Source organism: Pseudomonas sp. FP818, assembly GCF_030687335.1.
In the GTDB taxonomy this organism is placed as follows: domain Bacteria; phylum Pseudomonadota; class Gammaproteobacteria; order Pseudomonadales; family Pseudomonadaceae; genus Aquipseudomonas; species Aquipseudomonas shahriarae.
Map to the genome: position 1 here is coordinate 2,329,332 of NZ_CP117427.1, position 16,759 is coordinate 2,346,090.

Below are 16,759 nucleotides of genomic sequence, written 5' to 3' on the forward strand. Positions count from 1 at the left end.
ATGCCGCGATGCCGCTGACCCACCGCCATCGCGGGCAAGCCCGCTCCCACCGCGACCCGGGCGAAGCAGAAAAACCCCTGCCACATCACACATCAAATGTGGAAGCTGCCTTATACCCACTCAAGGCTGGCAAGGATCGGTCCTGTTCAACAAATTCCCCGTCGAATACCACACACGCTGCGCCGCCGGCCCCAGGTCCAGCGCCACCGGCGCATCCACACGCCCCTCCAGCAAGGTCGGATAGACCCCAGGCTTGAGCGGCGACTGACACACAATCGGCAACGACTGCACCGTGGTGAAATTCAAATCCACCGTAGACACCAATTGCGCCGCCGAAAACGGCGCCGGTGGCCCAGGCAGGGTGATGATTTCCTGGAAGTCCGGATCCTGGGCGATGTAGTGCGTCAGGTGCGCCTCATTACCCCGGCCAAACAGGGTGTACACCATCTGTTTGGGCCGCTCGATCCCCAGGTTGAACGGCCGGTAGATCACCACCGCCTCGACCGTCACCGGCACGTTGTCAAACAGCACCGGCCCCGGGGTGCCGCCGCCATCATTGGAGTAGCCGTCATAGATCGTCGCCTTGAACGCGGTCACTTCGCCGGCCTTGAGTTGGGGCAGGGTGAAGGTGTCGTTATCGACGTTGATCAGGTTATACGGCTTGCTCGGGTTGGCCGCGCGCAGGGCCTGGTACTTGGCCATTACGTCAGCCGGCAGGCTGGCCTGCAGGACGATCTGGTACATGTGCTTTTCCGTGGTGAACATCGGCATGTGCACCAGGAACAGGGTCTGCGATCCGACCATGAACATGCCGTGGTTGCCCGGTGCATCGGCATCGGCGCCGTTGTTCAGGGCGTGCAGTTCATGGGCCGAATGGGCAAAGGCCTGGGGGGCGAGGGCCATTGACAGGGTGAGCAGCAGGGTGGCGAGGGAGCGTTTCATGGTTGGCCGTCCTTGAGGGTTTCGAAGGCATGTACGCGTTTGATCAGGCTCGTTTGCCTGGCCGAATCGGCGTTGTTGAACAGGAACGAGAAGTCCGAGGCCAGGGTGGCGCTGCCGGCAATGGTCGCTTGCTGATGGCAGTCATTGCAGTTCATGCCCTGGACGTAGGTCTCCAGGGTGGTGTTGGCCACGGGTACGTTGCTGTCGCTGATAAAAGCACCGTAGGACAGGGGAACCTTCGCATTCGGGCCCGGCTCGGGGTCGGGCGGCGTCGGGGCGGTGATCCACAGTACATTGATCAGCTTGTAGTACTGGAACACCGACTGGCCGTTGGTCTGTTGGGCGAAGCTGGCCTGCACTGCGCCGTTGAGCGCCTGCATGTCCGACGACAGTGGGTGTTCGCGGGTGGTCTGCACCGGTTGGTCCCGTGGATAGGGTTCGGTGCATTCGCGATCCGGGTGGTGCTGTTTGCACTGGATGCGCGCCACGTTCGGCGTACACACATCGGGGCCGCCGGTGCAGTTGGGATTGTTGAAGGTGTAGCCGTCCGGGGGCAGCTGTTGCGCGGGCACCTGGCCCGGTTCCGGTACGTTGTCCACGTGCTCGAAGGTAGTCCAGATAAAGTTCGGTGAGCTCTGGGTCTTGTTGATGATATGCAGGCCCACCAGGCCCACCACCTGTTGGGTGCATTGCAGGGTGGCCGGGGTTCTTGAGCCAGGCCACAGTGGTCAGGTAGCGCCCGTAGAGCTGGGGCTGGCCGGTGAGGATGCGCCAGGCGGCCTTGAGTTCCAGGGCGCCCAGTTGTTCCTGGGGTAGCGGGGTGGTGCATCGAGCGCATCAGCTCACCGGCGGGCAGCGACAGGCCGGCTGGGTGTTTGCCATCGCTGTTTTGCGCGACGATCAGTTGATTGGCGGCATCGTACAGACCGTTGTCGACGATGTAGTCGAACTCGGCCTTGCCCACCTTGCGTTCGAAATACACCAGGTTGCCGGTCTGGTCCGTGAGCCAGCCACCGGCGGCTTCCATGATCGGGTCGGGAATCGACGCCAGGGTGCCGCTGGACAAGTGGAAGCGATGCCTGGCGTTGGTCGCGCTTTCCGAGGTGGCATTCATAAATTTACGCGCCCCTACCGACAGGGCCTGGAGGCTGTCCTGGCTGCTGCAATTGGGCGGCACCAGGGTTTGCACCCCCCAACCGCTGGGCTTGGGTGCGCCGGGCAGGAAAATCTCATTGGCGTCTTTGTAGCTGGCCCATACCGGCGCCACGCTCATGGGCTGTCCGGCGGTGGTGGGCACGCCGAATTGCGCGACGGTGATGGTTCTGTCCGGCTCGCCCGCCAGGCTGGCATTGGCCGGCCAGCCGGGGTCCACCGGCCAGTTCAGGGCGATGAACAATTGCCAGCCAAAGCAATTCATAAAGCTCTGGCCGGTGGTGTTGAAGTTGTTGACCGGCATAAACCCGCCGCTCTTGGGGTTGAACACCAGTTGCTGCTGGACGCAGTTATCGGCATCGGACGCGTGGGCCAAGGGCAGGATAAACAGTGACAGCAGGGTGCTGACCAGCAGCAGACGACTCAAGCGAAACCTGGACATCATCGCGCTCCTTGCAGAAATGAGGGGGGCTTGTTGTGGCGAGGGGCTTGCACCCTCGCCACAGGGGGGGCTTAGGTGGATGGCACCAGCGCCAGCCCGGATTCCCACGGGTGGTCCGCCGCGCTGACGTTATCCGCCTCGCCCGGGTTGAGCGCGCGTACCGTCACCAGCCCCGGCGCCGCGTTCGCCGCGACGCTGATGGTCATGATGTAACCCTGGGTGCCGCCCGCGTTGGTCTGGCCGGGAATGGCCGAGGCATCGGGCATGAACTTCGTGACCTGTGCCGTCACCCCCGGATTGCTGAACTGGATCCTCGCCGTGGCGGCGGTGGTCTGCAGATCGGCGCCTTGCACCACCAGGACAAACTGCCCGCTGCTGCCAGGGGCCAGCCAGGCCGGCAGGTCGGTAGGCGACTGGCCGTAGAACAGGTCCAGCGGCAATAACTGCACCGGCCAGGGTTGCAGGCCATTGACCCGGTCTTGTACGCAAGGAGACGGCGCCGCCGTGGTGCTCGGCATGACGGTCACACTCAGGCCCACCAGCAGTTGTTGGGCAATCACCCACACATAGTCCACGGCCTGGCCGTTGATGGTGATGTCATTGATCGAGAACCCCGCGCTTTGCGGCACCTCGAACACCGCCTGGAGGATCTGGTCGGAGCCGTTGATCGCCGATTTGGCGGTGCCGCGGGTAATGCGCCAGTACTGACTCACATCCTGCCCCTGCGGGCCTTTCCACGCGCTGAAGTTGGTCGGTTGCTGCAGGTACAGGGCGATGGGATTGGTCAGGGAGATACGGTTGCTGATGGCCGCCTCATTGGCCGCAAAACCGATATGCGGGTCGGAGTTGCGATAGTTCTGCCCATATTGCGCGCAGCAGATCAGCGACTGAGGGTTCTGGCTGCTTTTCAGGGGCCGCATGATCGTGGCCGCCGCCGCCAGGTACACCTCGGCGCTGAGGGTGTTGGGGCCGGACGTCAGGTGCATCGCGCCGCCGAACTGGCCGGGCGTACAGGCGGTGCCGGCGTTCCATTTGTTGACAGTGTCGTAGGCGGGCAGGCCCGTGGTCGGGTCAATCACCGGATCCCCGGCATTGCCGGTCGGGCAGTTGGTGGCGTAGCGCAGGTAGAGGTCTTCGAGTTGGACGTTCGGGTCGATGTAGTCGCGATACAGTCCCAGCACGGCATTCGGGTCGATGCGCCACATGGCCAGGAAGTACGCCGGGTTTTCGCTGGTGAAGGTGATTTTGCGCATGTCGCCATTGGCATCGCGGACAATCGACCACTCGCAATACTCGTCCAGCCAGCCCCGTGGGCCCGAGGGTGAGAAGTCCTTGTACTTGCCGTACCAGTCGATACTCGGGCAACGGGTCACCGGCAGTTGCAGCAGGGTGCCTTTCTTGTCCGGGTCGTACAGGGTGTACAGGGTGTTGTTGATGGTGATCTGGCCATTGTCGGTCAGCTCCATGACCTGTTGCAGGGTCATGGCCTTGCCGCCCAGTTGCGGAATCACCGCCGTGCCGTTGCTATAAAAAAACGTCCACAGCCGGTTGGGAAAGGGTTGCCAGGTAATCGCCGGCGGGGTGGTGTCGCCATAGCCCTCGACCAGCGGGTTGTAATAGCCCGAGCGTGGCGCGTCGTATAGGCCCGACCATGGGTTGCCGATGATCGCCGCTTCGGTCCAGCCGGTGACGTCGTTGTTCCAGTCGGTTTCAAATTGCGGCAACTGGTCTTCCAGGCCCAGCTTGTTGTAGTCCTTTGGCGCTTGCCCGGCGGGGGAGGTGAATTGCTTGAAGGGCGTGCTCATGTCAGATCTCCATGGGGGGTAGAAACGGAGCAGCAACCGGCACTCGGGGGAGGGTCGGCAACGGTCTGGCGCGGGTCGTCCCACACCAGTTGGGCGATAAAGCCAGGCAGCGGCGCATACTCTTGCGGCGCCAATACCCGGCCACTATCGAGATGGGTGACCAGCAGGCTCAACTGCAGCGCGTCCGTGGGGCCAAGGTGCAATGCCGTGACACTGCGCGCGGCATTCAGCGCGCGGCACACGCCATGGGGGATGCAGCGCCCCTTGTCATCCACCAGGCCCATGCCGATCCGGCTGAAGCGCCCGACGTAGTGCGGGTTCTCAGCGCTGACCTGCTGGGGCGTGGCGTCGGCCTGGTTGAGGAAAACGTCGATCAGGTAGGTGTCGTGGGTGCAGCGCACATGGTCGAACACTACCCACGGGCCGCTGGCCTGGGCCTGCTCCTGGGCAGGCGCGGCACTGTGCGGGCAGCACGCTTTTGCGCTGGCGCGTCGTGCACCGAACGGCGGCGCCACCGGGGTGCCGTAGTCGTAGCCGATGTGCCGGCTGTCCTGGGCCATATCGCCCAGGGTGGTGTAGCGCCAGGCATCGGCACTGGTGAACGTGACCGTCTCGGCCTGGTTGCCGGCAAACGGCTGGAGCAGGCACTGGGTGGTGTACTGCGCCGCCGGGTTGGCGCGGATCCAGATCTCCAGCACGCGGTCTATATTGGCGTGGTAAGAGCAGAACAGTGGGTCAAACGCGGTGTAGGCGTTATCGGCCATATCGCCGCCGATCCAGCCGTGGTAGTTGTCGTGGGGCTGTTCGTACAGACCATCGAAATTCAGTGTGCGATTGGGATACAACTCGTCTTTTTGCGGCGGATCGAACTCGGTGATATTGGCCCAGGGATACCCCGGCACGCCCTGGGGCTGGCTGAAGGTCTTGAACGTCAAGGCATCCACCACCTGCTGCTGGAAAATCCGGCTCATGCCATACAACTGGGTGCGTTTGAGGCGTTGTGAGTCGCCCTGGGTGTAGAACAGCGGGTTGCGTTGCACAAAGCGGCAATCCACGCCCTCGACATTGCCCGAGGCACACACCTTCGAGCGCCCATCCTTGGCCGCCGCATAGCGCAATGGGTTGGGCCGCACTTCGCCGCTGCGGGGGTGCACATAGGTTTCATCGAGAAACGCCTGGGGCAAACCGGCCTGGGGGCTGCCGTCGACACTGGCGTCTTCGGCCATCCAGTCCCAGTACGGGATCGGGTAGTCAATCAAGGCCTCCAGGTACAGCAGGTAAGCGCGATGCCACAGGGCAAAGGCCTCCTGATAATGCAGGCACCAGTTGCTGTGGATATAGGCATAGCGCTGCCACGGCGAGCCACTGTCCGGGTTGCCGATCTGCATCACGTCATCGAGCCGCGCGCGGTACAGGTCCAGTTGTTCCTGACTCAGCGCGCGGATGTCCTGGCGCACGCGCCTGACCGGGTGCGGCAGGTCTGGCGGCGGGATGCGCTCGGCGATATCGAACGGCGAAAAACTGTTCAGGCGCCAGCCCTGGTTGACCCACAACCGGAAGGTTTCCAGGGCGTCGATCGGCCAGAACTGCCGGTCATCCAGGGTCAGCGGCATGTTGCGTGAGGCCAGGTGCTGGTAGATGGTTTCGGACCAGGTCTTGACCGAATCGGGGTCTTCCAGGAACACGTCGTAGGCATTCATGCAACGCACCCACGAGCCTGCGACCTGGCCGCGCTCGGCGGGCGGTATCCAGTAAGGCGCGGTGAAAAGCCCTTGGATATCAGCGGTCCATGTCGGTTTCGCAACTATCATAAGATCCCTCTCACGCCGCCCCATGCTGGATCTTTCGGGGCTGCTAAGCTGGAATTGATAGTAACGGGCCACTGTGCAGTGATTTGTGCAAATTGGCCGCCCGTTACGGCGGATTCATTGCAGTTTTCTCAAGGAAGAAGTGGAAATAATGACAGACGCCATGGATTTGAAAATTCTCGGCAAATTGCAGAAGGATTGTACCCAGAGCCTGGACCTGCTCAGCGACAGCGTGGGGCTGTCCTCGACCAGTTGTTACCGGCGCATCCGGCGCCTGGAGAGCGCGGGGATCATCAAGGCGAAAGTCGCGGTGCTGGATGAAAAAAAGCTGGGGATCCAGGTCACGGCGTTCTTTTTGATCAAGCTCGACAAGGACAGCAACGACATTGATCGCAAGATGCAACACATCCTGGCCACCCGCCCGGAGATTCAGGACTGCTACCTGATGACCGGGGAGTTCGATTTTGTGATGGTGGCCAAGTTTCGCGATGCCACGGAGTACACCGAATATATCTATCGGTTTCTCGACACTTACCGCGATATTCCGATTCGCACTTATTCGTCGACGCTGGTGGTGCGCACGGTGAAGAAGTCTTATGAACTGCCGCTGCAGGGTGTGCAGCATTTGCCTCCGGATCTGTAGACGCGCGGTTTGTGGCATAGGTATCTACATAAACTCTTTCGTGGTTCTTGGGGGGTGTGTACATATCCGTTGCTGCGGTCACGGCCACTTAGGGTTCCGCCCTTACGGCGGCTCACTTTGGAAGAGCGCCAAAGTAAGCAAAGCGCTCTTGCCCCACCACTCGGTGCCTCGCCTAGGCTCGGCATGCCTGTCTGCGGCCAGCGTGGTTTAACGGGGCGCCTGAGATCAAAAGCAGAGCAACAGCAAAGCCAGAGCGCGAAGCTGCATTCCCCTGTGGGAGCTGGCTTGTCGGGTCGCCGCATCGCTGCGATGGCGGTTCATCAGCCAATACATTTATCGACTGATACACCGTCATCGCAGGCAAGCCAGCTCCCACAGAGGTACGCGTACGCCTCGACGATCAGGTCGGCTGTCAGGCCGCCTCGCTTTGCTTGTGATTTTGATCTTAGGCGCCCCGTTAAACCACGCTGGCCGTCATCCGATATTGATTTGGGGGGTAACCCGGCAGGACGCCGGGTTAGCCGCGCTGGGCCATGGATGGCCCATCGCGGCGGCCCCCCAAATCAATGTCGGATGACGGGCATGCCGAGCCTAGGCGAGGTGCCGAGTGGTGGGGCAAGAGCCCTTTTGGTTACTTTTGGCTGGGCCGGCACTCCGGGCTCTTTTCCAAAAGTGACCCGCTGTAAGAGCGGAACCAATAGCCGCCATGACCGCAGCAACGGATATGTACACAACCCCAAAGAACCACCAAAGAGCTGTGTAGCGACCTACGCCCATCGCGAACAAGCCCTCTCCCACATTGGGTTGCTGACGACGCCCGACAATCAGCCCTGCGGAATGAAGCTTTTATGACAAAAGTTCGGTAGTCCCCCCGTCCCTCCGTCTTGCCTATGTAACGCGCTCAAGCACGCGAAACAGGCCAGGAGTGGGGCGGATGGGAACTATGGAACGCTACTCGAAAGTAGGCATGCAGGAACTCGATCAGCGCCTGTCGAAGATCGTCGAAGCCGCCCGCAAGAAGCCGGTGTCGGTCTATCGCTATGGCGCGCCCTGGGTCTGGATCGTGTCCCAGGAGGACTGGCAAGGCGCTTTGAAAGAGGTGTCCAGCTATATACCTGCCGGTCACTCCCTGGTGTTGCTGCGCCCGCAGATCGACGAGGTGCTGGAGCAGCACCACGACTTGCTGCAGGCCCTGAATGCCGAGCCTGGCATGCTTATCGCCCCGCGCACGGTGCTGCAGATTCTGCTGCTGCAACTGCTCTATTCGGTGCCCAGCGAACAGCAACTGCACGAGCAACTCAACTACAACCTGCTGTTCCGCTGGTTCGTCGGCCTCGACCTGACCCAGCGGGTGTGGGGCATCCACGTTCTGCAGCGCGATATCGCCACGCTCCTGGGCAACCCACGGGCGGTGCAGTTGATCCAGAAAATCATCGGTGAAGTGTTCTGTGGCGCCTTGCTGCACATGCCGGAGTTCTCCTTGAACTTCGCGCTGCTGCATACCTGGCTGGCACGGCATGCCAATACCTCGACATCCAGCAATTGAGTCGGCCGAACGCGGTGCCAACAACCGTGAAGGCCAGCCATTCGAGTAATCCAGGGGGCGGTGTGACGCATCTGTTCAAATCAACGCTGGCGCTGTGCTGGCTGACACTGGCGCTGCCGGTGTCAGCCGATGAGCCAGGTGGCGCGTCCGAGGCCGCGGTGCGGCGGGTGGACGTCAATGAGTACTTTGTGCGCGGCAATACGGTGCTCGACGCTCGGGCGATCGAAGAGGCGGTGTACCCGTTCCTGGGCCCGCAAAAAACCTTGAGCGATATCGAAGGCGCCCGCGATGCCTTGCAGAAGATCTACCAGGCGCGCGGTTATCAGTCGGTGTTTGTCGAGTTGCCCGAGCAGAAGGTCGATGACGGCATCGTCTACCTGCAAGTCAGCGAGACCAAGGTCGGCCGAGTGCGGGTGGTGGGGGCCAAGCACTATTCGCCGGTAGAGATCCGCGAAGAAGTTTCGGCGCTGAAGGAGGGGGCGGTGCCGGATTTTGCCACGGTGCAGACCCAGCTCGCCGGCCTCAATCGCGGGGCAGGGCGCCAGGTCACGCCGCTGGTGCGCGAGGGCCAGCGCCCCGGCACCATGGATGTGGACCTGCAAGTGGAGGACCAGAACCCCTGGCACGCCAGCCTCGGCCTGAACAACGACTACAGCGCCGACACCGAGAAACTGCGCAGTGTCGCGACCCTGGGCTACGACAACCTCTGGCAACTGGGCCACAGCGTGTCCCTGACCTTCTTTACTGCGCCCCAGGACAGCGAAAACGCCAAGGTCTGGTCCGGCGCCTACAGCGCGCCGCTCAACGAGCGCTGGACCGTGCAGTTCTCCGGTTATCAGTCCGACAGCAATATCGCCACCATCGGCGGCAGCAACGTGCTGGGCAAGGGTCACTCCTACGGCGTCTCGGCGATCTACAACCTGCCGGCCAGTGGTGTCTGGGCCAACTCGTTATCGGTGGGGGTGGACTTCAAGGACTTCGAGGAGCAGATGCAGTTCGGCGCCAGCCGCGACCAGATCCCGCTCAAGTACGCGCCGCTGACCTTCGGCTACAACGGCTACCGCTACACCGAGCAGGCGCAGCTGGGCCTGGGCCTGAACCTGGTGGTCGGCACCCGTGCGTTTTTTGGCTACGGCAGCGACGCCGAAGAATTCCAGTACAAACGCGACCAGGCCAGCCCCAGCTTTGCCGTGCTCAAGGGCGACCTGAATTACACCTACACCTTCACCGGCGACTGGCAGTCGGCGACCAAGACCGCGTTCCAACTGGCGTCTGGCCCGCTGGTCTCCAACGAGCAGTATTCGGCCGGTGGCGCCACGTCGATCCGTGGCTACCTGGCCGCTGAACGCACCGGGGATGAGGGCTACTTGCTCTCCCAGGAATTGCGTACGCCATCCCTGGCCAAGTTCCTCGGCAGCTATGTGCAGGAGTGGCGCTTCTACGCGTTTGCCGAAGGCGCGCGCCTGCGCCTGCATGACCCGCTGCCCGAGCAGGAAGACGAATACAGCCTGGCCAGCGTCGGCCTCGGCACCCGTGCCAGTTTGAGCAAGTGGTTGTCCGGCAGCCTGGATTGGGGCTACCCGCTGCTCGATGGACCGAACACCCAGAAACAGGACTCGCGACTGCACTTCAGTGTGCAGGCGACTTTCTGACCCTTTTTTCCGGAGAACCCTTCACATGCAACGCCTATTTCTGAGCCTGTTGATCTGCCTGGGCTTCGTGCTCCCGGCCACCGCCCAAGCCTGGTGGCAGGACGACTGGCACTACCGTAAACAGATCTCGCTGGACACCACCCCCCAAGGCGCCGCGATCAATCAGGCGCTGGGCCGTACTGCCTTGCTGGTGCGCTTGCACACCGGCAACTTCACCTTCGACGGGGTCAAGGAAGACGGCGCCGACCTGCGTTTTGTCAGCGCCGACGACAAGACCGTGTTCAATCACCAGATCGAGAGCTTCGACCCGCTGATGGGCATGGCGTTGATCTGGGTCGATGTGCCCAAGATCGAGGGCGGCCAGCGTCAGGACCTGTGGATGTACTACGGCAACGACAAGGCCCCGGCGACCGGCAACGGCCAACTGACGTTCGATCCGAGCTACACCGCGCTCTACCATTTCGAGGGCGCCAACGGCACGCCGGCCCGTGACACCACGGCCTATGGCAACACCGCGCTGAACGCCACCGGTGCGAGCATCGACGGCGTGATCGGGCGGGCCTTGCAGTTCAGCGGCCAGCCGTTGCTGTTGCCGGCCAGTCCGTCGTTGCAACACACCGCCAGCAGCGCCTTTACTTTCAGTGCCTGGCTGCGCCTGGACCAGGCCGCCGGTGAGCAAGTGGTGCTGGCCCGCCGTGAAGGCAGCAGCAGCCTGGTGCTGGGCCTGAACCAGGGCATGCCGTTTGTCGAGATCGACGGCCAGCGTGCGGTATCGACCCAGCCGCTGAACCCCGGCCAATGGCAACACCTGGCCTTTACGGCCGCTGGCAACGCCGTGACCCTGTATGTCAACGGCCGCGAAACCGCGACCCTGGCGCTGGCGATGCCGGCGTTCAATTCCCAGCTGGCCATTGGCGCCGACCTGCCGGAGTCCACCGGCGGCCTGCTGCCCTTTGCCGGGGCGATGGATGAGCTGCGCCTGTCCAAAGTCGCACGCCCGGCGGGGGCGTTGTTGGCCGATGCCAGCGCCCAGGGTTCTGAGTCGAAACTGCTGGCCTATGGCGTGGATGAAGAACAGTCGGGCTTTGGTTTCGGCAGCCTGGGCTTTTTGCTCAAGGCCGTGCCTATCGACGCCTGGGTGATCATCCTGGTGCTGGTGGCGATGATGGTCCAGTCGTGGGTCATCATGCTCCGCAAGAACCGCATGGTCAGCCGCGTCAGCAGTGCCAACGAGATCTTCCGCGAGCAGTTCGCGCAGATCGGCACCCGCCTGGAGATGTACTACGACGACCAGATCCTGGCCGAGCGCCTCAGCCACTCGTCGTTATGGCGCCTGTACCGCGTCGCCGTCCAGGAAATCCGCACCCGCCGCGCCCAGGGCGCCGACACCAGCTCGGTCTCGGCAGCCACCATCGAAGCCATCCGTTGCTCCATGGACGGCGTGCGCACCCGGGAAAACCAGCAGCTCAGCGCCAAGCTCTCGACCCTGTCCAACGCCATTGCCGGCGGCCCGTATATCGGCCTGCTCGGTACGGTGCTGGGGATCATGGTGGTGTTCCTCGGCACGGCCATGGCCGGCGACGTGAACATCAATGCGATCGCCCCGGGCATGGCTGCTGCGTTGCTGGCCACCGCCATGGGCCTGTTTGTCGCGATCCCCGCACTGTTTGGCTACAACCGCCTGATCACCCGCAACAAGGAGGTCAGTGCCGACATGCGGGTGTTCGTCGATGAGTTCATCACCCGCCTGGCCGAGATGCACGGCGAGAGCCAGTCCAGCGAAGCCGGGCATCGGCGCGCCCAGCCAGCCCACGTACCGGCCTGAGGAGAATCAGCATGGCTTCTGTGAATGCCTCCCACGACGATGACGAAGACGCCGCCGTCGACAACATCAACATCACGCCCCTGGTGGACGTGCTGATGGTGGTGCTGGTGATGTTTATCCTCACCGCCACGGCTCAGGTCTCGGGGATCCAGATCCACTTGCCCAAGGCCAGCGCCTCGGTGTCGTTGTCCGAGGCCAAGACCAAGGCGATTTCGGTGAATGACGGCGGCCAGGTATTCCTCGACGCCTACCCGGTAACCCTGGGGGAACTGGAAGAACGCCTGCGCATCGAGAAAGCCCTGAACCCGGAGTTTCCGGTGATTGTGCGCGGCGATGCCACGGTGCAGTACCAGAAGGTCATCGAGGTGCTTGATTTGCTGCGCCGCCTGGAGCTGTCCCAGGTCGGCCTGGTCACTGGCAAACCATCATGACCGCACAGATGCCGATCCCACCCACGCCCGTGAAGAAGTCGCCGCTGCGCCCGCTGAAGTGGGGCGCCGGCCTGCTGGTGGGCGCCGTGGCCGCGTGGTTCCTGTGGCAGTGGGCCAATGACATGAGCGGCGTGCGCCGCGAAGCGCCCAAGGTGCCGATGATTATCCCGTTGCCGCCACCACCGCCGCCGCCCCCGGAACCGCCCAAGGAGCCCGAGCCCCAGGTCGAGGAAAAGATCCCCGAGCCTGAGCCCACACCTGCGCCGGAGGAGGTCAAGCCGGAGCAAGAGGCACCCCCGAGTCCTGCCGACGACCTGGCCAACCCGATGCAGATCGACGGTGATGCCCAGGCCGGTAACGACGGTTTCAACGTGGGGGCCGGCAAGGGCGGCGGCATGGCCGGGTCCGGTGGGGGCGGCCTGGGCACGGGCACGTTCAAGCAGTACCTGGCCGGGGTGTTCCAGCGCCTGCTGCGCGAAGACCCGGAGTTGCGCAAGAAGGCCTATGCGGTGCAGGCCGACCTGTGGTTGAGCGGCGATGGCGAGGTCACGCGTGTAGAGCTGGCCCAGTCCAGCGGCGATGCCGACACCGACGCCCAGGTACTGGCGGCACTGCGGGCCACGCCCCGTTTGAAAGAACGCACACCGGCCTCCCTGACGTTGCCGGTGCGCCTGTCCCTCAAGGGCCGACGCCCGGAGTGAGCCAACCTTTTTTGCAGTTTTCTACAGGAGTTGTGTGCAGATGATTTCCCACGTGAATCGAGTGACCCTGGCGGTCGGCATGGTCATCGCGACCCTGGTTGGCCAGGCAACGGCCGCCCCGGCCGGGCCTTCGGAAAACGCCACGATCAACCTGATCCGCCTGCTGGTGCAGCAAGGTGTGCTCAAGCAGGAACAGGCCGAGGGGCTGATCGCCCAGGCCGAGAAAGAGGCGGTGCAGGCGCGCCAGACCGCAGTGGCCGCCACCGGGCCTGCGGCGGCCCCTGGGGATGTGCGGGTGCAGTACGTGCCGGCCGCCGTGCGTGATCAGATCCGCGACCAGGTCAAGGCCGAAGTCATGGCCACTGCCAAGCAGGAAAACTGGGCCCAGCCCAACACCTTCCCGGATTGGGTCTCGCGTATCAGCTTCGATGGCGACATCCGTCTGCGTGACGAGTCGCGGTTTTTCTCTGGCAACAACAGCAACGAAATCGTCGATTACGCCAAGCTCAACGAGAACGGCCCCTACGACGTCAACAAAGACACCAACACCCGCCTGCCGCCATTGCTCAACACCCGTGAAGACCGCGAGAACCTGTTCCGCCTGCGCGCACGCCTGGGGATGAAGGCGATCATTTCGCCGGAGTGGACCGCAGGCATCCGCATCGGCACCGGCTCCGACAACAACCCGGTGTCCACCACCCAGACCCTGGGCGGCGGCTTTGGCAAGAAAGATATCTGGCTCGACCAGGGCTACCTGACCTGGAAGGCCACCCAGGACCTGACCCTGACGGGCGGGCGGATCGCCAACCCGTTCTATTCCACCGACATGATGTACTCCAGCGACCTCAACTTTGACGGCGTGGCGGCGATCTTCAACCACAGCCTCAACAACGAATGGGGCCTGTTCGGCACGCTGGGCGCGTTCCCGGTGGAGTACACCTCCGACACCGCCAGCAGCAACGGTTTCGACAAGGAGGACAGCGACACCAAATGGCTGTTCGGCGGGCAGATCGGCGCCAACTGGAAGATCAACCGCAGCAACAGCCTCAAGGGCGCATTGGCCTACTACCGCTTCGACGACATCGAAGGCCAGCGCTCCAGCCCTTGCTCGCCATGGGCCGGCGCGCCGGGCTGCGACACCGACGGCTCGCGCGTGGCCTTTATGCAAAAGGGCAACAGCGTGTTCCTGCTGCGCAATATCAACGCCAACCCGGCGACCCCGGGCCTGACCCCGCAACCGCAATACGTGGGCCTGGCCTCCAAGTTCGATGTGCTGGACCTGAACCTGGTGTGGGACAGCGAACTGCCCCAAGACTTCAAGCTGCGCAGCCAGGCCAACTTCATTCACAACCTGGCCTACGACGAGGGCGAGATGCTCAAGCGCAGCGAAGGCGAGATCGTCAACAACATCAACAGCAAGGGCCAGTTTGAAAGTGGCGGCAATGCGCTGATGGTGCAGTTCACCCTCGGCAGCGCCCTGGAGATGAAAAAGGCCGGCGACTGGAACCTGTTGGCTGGCTACAAGTACATCCAGCCGGATGCCTTGCCGGACGGCTTCAACGACTCGTCCTTCCACCTCGGCGGCACCAACGCCAAGGGCTACTTCATTGGCGGCAACTACGGCATCGACAAGAACATCTACGCCAGCGCCCGTTGGCTGAGCGCCTCAGAGGTGTATGGCGCGCCGTTTGAAGTCGATGTGATGCAACTGGAACTGAATACGCGCTTCTGACGCGCCGGGAGATACCCATGAACATGCGAATTTGCGGACTGGTCCTGGCCCTGGTCGCCACCGGCGCCTCGGCCGAAGGCATGGAGGAGCGCCTGCGCACCCAGTTGCGCAGCACTACCGCGCAGCTGCAGGCACTGCAAAGCGAACAGGCCCAGGCCGCCGCTGCACGGATTGCCGCTGAAAACCAGGCCAAGCAGGCCCAGGTGCAGATCAAGCAGTTGAGCCTGGAGCTGGACAAGGCCCGAGGCATGGCCGAGCAACTGGCCGGCCAGCAGCAGAGCCTGCACAGCCAGGCCCAGGCGCAAGTGGCGGCGAGTGCCGAGCAGACTGGCAAGTTCAAAAAGGCTTATGACGAGCTGCTGGTGCTGGCCCGTGGCAAAGAAACCGAGCGCGCGCGCCTGCAGGCGCAACTGGCTGAGCGTGACACACAAGTGCAGCAATGTTCAGCCAAGAATCAACAGATGTATGGCGTGGCCCAAGCGTTGCTCGCGGCCTACGAAAAAATCGACGTGGCCGAGGTCATGAGCATTCGCCAACCGTTCGCCAGCGGCGCGCGGGTCAAGTTCGAAGAACTGGCCCAGGGTTTTGGCGATGGCCTGTACAACAGCCGTTTCGATGCGCCCCAGGCGGCGCTTAATCACTGATCAACCAAGGAAGAAGTTAACCATGAGCGAATTGATGAGCAGCGTGACCCCCCAGCGCCTGACCGAGTTGCTGCAAGAGGCCGGCTACCGGGTCAACCAGAGCGAGCAGAACGGCATCGTGCAACTGCTCAGCGCCAGCCAGGGCATCGGTTTTGCCGTGCGCTTCGGCAACCCGGCGGCGGAGCAGGGCGCCTATGTGGATTTCACCTACAGTTGCGCGCTGCGGGTCCAGGGCGAGTTGCCCGCAGGCCTGGCCCCGGTCTGGAACACCTCGCGGCGCTTTGCCCGGCTGTCCGTGCAGGGGGAGTTCCTGCTGATGGAGATGGACGTGATGGTGGCTGGCGTCGGTGCCCTGTACCTGCGCAGCCAATTGGAGTTGTGGGATCGGCTGTTGCAGGAATTTATCGTCTACCTGCGTGAATACAGCCAGACCGCCGCTCACCTGCATGCCCAGGGTGTACCTGAGGTTGAAACCCGCGAAGAGGCGTCGGCGCTGTGAAAAAACCAACCCTGGTGGTAGCTGCGCTGGCCCTGTTGGGGGTGGCGGTGGGCTTGGGCCTGCGCTCGGGCAGCGACCCGGTCGCGGCCCAGCAACCGGCCCCGGTGATCGGCGCAGAGGGCCCGGCGGTGGCACGCCTGGGCAATCAACAGGTGGCCGTGCCGGAACTGCAGGCATTGCTGGCCACCTTGCCGGCCGAATCGCGCGAGCAGTTGCGCGCCAATCGGGGTGCCCTGGAAACCTGGATCCGCTCGCGCCTGGCGCAAAAGGCCGTGCTCGAACAGGCCGATGCCCAGGGTTGGCGGCAACGCCCGGACGTCGAGCAACTGACCCGCGCCGCCACCGAGCAGATCGTGTTTCGCGACTACCTGCTGTCGGTCAGCCAGGTGCCGGCCGACTACCCCAGCGCCGCCGAGTTGCAGCAGGCCTATGACAGCGGTAAGGCCCAGTGGATGACACCGCCGTTGTACCGGGTCAGCCAGATCTTCCTCGCCGTGGACGACCCGCAAAATGCCGAGGCCGTGCGGCGCCAGGCCCAGGAACTGAGCCGCCGGGCCCAGGCGGCCCCGGCGGAGTTTGCCGGGCTGGCCAGCCAGTACTCCCAGGACGCCGGCAGCGCCGGGCGCGGCGGTGATTCGGGCCTGCAACCCTTGCAGCAACTGGTACCAGAGGTGCGCAACGTGGTCGCGCGGCTCAAGCCGGGTGCGGTATCGGATGCGGTGCACAGCGCGGCGGGGTTCCATGTGCTCAAGTTGACCGAGCACCAACCGGCGCGCACCGCCAGCCTCGAAGAACTGCGCCCACGCCTGACCGAGGCCCTGCGCGCCCAGCGCCAGGAGCAGATCGCCAAGGCCTATCTGGAGGGCATGCTCAACACCGCGACCTTGAGCATCGACGGGGCGCAACTGAACAAAGTACTGGAATAAACAGGCTGTAC

Annotated in this window: 13 protein-coding genes and 1 pseudogene; 10 read left to right on the top strand and 4 right to left on the bottom strand. The window is 63.3% G+C overall.

Annotated features, from left to right (window positions below; genetic code table 11):
• Window positions 1–120: 120 nt before the first annotated feature.
• The 4 genes and pseudogenes from PSH80_RS10440 to PSH80_RS10460 all read right to left on the bottom strand — a co-directional run bounded on the left by PSH80_RS10440 (window position 121) and on the right by PSH80_RS10460 (window position 6,152).
• The gene (locus PSH80_RS10440; protein WP_200660185.1) at window positions 121–942 is read right to left on the bottom strand and encodes a hypothetical protein; all 822 of its coding nucleotides are present in this window, start codon (window positions 940–942) and stop codon (window positions 121–123) included.
• Window positions 939–2,536 (bottom strand): annotated as a pseudogene (locus PSH80_RS27350) (hypothetical protein). The gene PSH80_RS10440 and the pseudogene PSH80_RS27350 overlap by 4 nt, the downstream one beginning before the upstream one ends.
• 71 nt (window positions 2,537–2,607) lie before the next feature.
• Window positions 2,608–4,341 (bottom strand): hypothetical protein, encoded by a 1,734-nt coding sequence (locus PSH80_RS10455; RefSeq protein ID WP_220172907.1) that lies wholly within the window; start codon window positions 4,339–4,341, stop codon window positions 2,608–2,610.
• On the bottom strand, window positions 4,338–6,152 hold the full coding sequence (locus tag PSH80_RS10460) for a tyrosinase family protein (protein WP_220172908.1): 1,815 nt from the start codon (window positions 6,150–6,152) through the stop codon (window positions 4,338–4,340). The genes PSH80_RS10455 and PSH80_RS10460 overlap by 4 nt, the downstream gene beginning before the upstream one ends.
• Before the next feature lie 160 nt (window positions 6,153–6,312).
• On the opposite strand from PSH80_RS10460, the gene PSH80_RS10465 reads away from it, so the two are divergent.
• From PSH80_RS10465 to PSH80_RS10510, 10 genes are all read left to right on the top strand, one after another.
• Complete coding sequence (locus tag PSH80_RS10465) at window positions 6,313–6,792, top strand: Lrp/AsnC family transcriptional regulator (protein WP_057959148.1); 480 nt, start codon at window positions 6,313–6,315, stop codon at window positions 6,790–6,792.
• 943 nt (window positions 6,793–7,735) lie between these two features.
• Entirely contained in the window at window positions 7,736–8,338 is a 603-nt protein-coding gene (locus PSH80_RS10470; RefSeq protein WP_057438711.1) for a transposase, read from the top strand.
• A 62-nt stretch (window positions 8,339–8,400) separates the two neighbouring features.
• Window positions 8,401–9,990 (top strand): ShlB/FhaC/HecB family hemolysin secretion/activation protein, encoded by a 1,590-nt coding sequence (locus PSH80_RS10475; protein ID WP_057438710.1) that lies wholly within the window; start codon window positions 8,401–8,403, stop codon window positions 9,988–9,990.
• 25 nt (window positions 9,991–10,015) lie between these two features.
• A complete protein-coding gene (locus tag PSH80_RS10480; protein WP_305420120.1) occupies window positions 10,016–11,815 on the top strand; it encodes a DUF2341 domain-containing protein in 1,800 nt (599 codons plus the stop codon).
• An 11-nt stretch (window positions 11,816–11,826) separates the two neighbouring features.
• Window positions 11,827–12,246 carry a biopolymer transporter ExbD gene (locus PSH80_RS10485; protein WP_128593771.1) on the top strand — a complete coding sequence of 140 codons (420 nt, stop codon included), beginning with the start codon at window positions 11,827–11,829 and terminating at the stop codon, window positions 12,244–12,246.
• Window positions 12,243–12,947: an energy transducer TonB gene (locus PSH80_RS10490; RefSeq protein ID WP_076964766.1), complete on the top strand. Its 705-nt coding sequence runs from the start codon at window positions 12,243–12,245 to the stop codon at window positions 12,945–12,947. The genes PSH80_RS10485 and PSH80_RS10490 overlap by 4 nt, the downstream gene beginning before the upstream one ends.
• A 40-nt stretch (window positions 12,948–12,987) precedes the next feature.
• Window positions 12,988–14,679, top strand: coding sequence for a putative porin (locus PSH80_RS10495; RefSeq protein WP_305420122.1), 1,692 nt, complete (start codon window positions 12,988–12,990; stop codon window positions 14,677–14,679).
• A gap of 17 nt (window positions 14,680–14,696) precedes the next feature.
• The gene (locus tag PSH80_RS10500; RefSeq protein WP_220172910.1) at window positions 14,697–15,323 is read left to right on the top strand and encodes a DNA repair protein; all 627 of its coding nucleotides are present in this window, start codon (window positions 14,697–14,699) and stop codon (window positions 15,321–15,323) included.
• Between the two features lie 22 nt (window positions 15,324–15,345).
• Entirely contained in the window at window positions 15,346–15,822 is a 477-nt protein-coding gene (locus tag PSH80_RS10505) for a YbjN domain-containing protein (RefSeq protein ID WP_120732572.1), read from the top strand.
• On the top strand, window positions 15,819–16,748 hold the full coding sequence (locus tag PSH80_RS10510; protein WP_305420125.1) for a peptidylprolyl isomerase: 930 nt from the start codon (window positions 15,819–15,821) through the stop codon (window positions 16,746–16,748). The genes PSH80_RS10505 and PSH80_RS10510 overlap by 4 nt, the downstream gene beginning before the upstream one ends.
• Window positions 16,749–16,759: the final 11 nt, after the last annotated feature.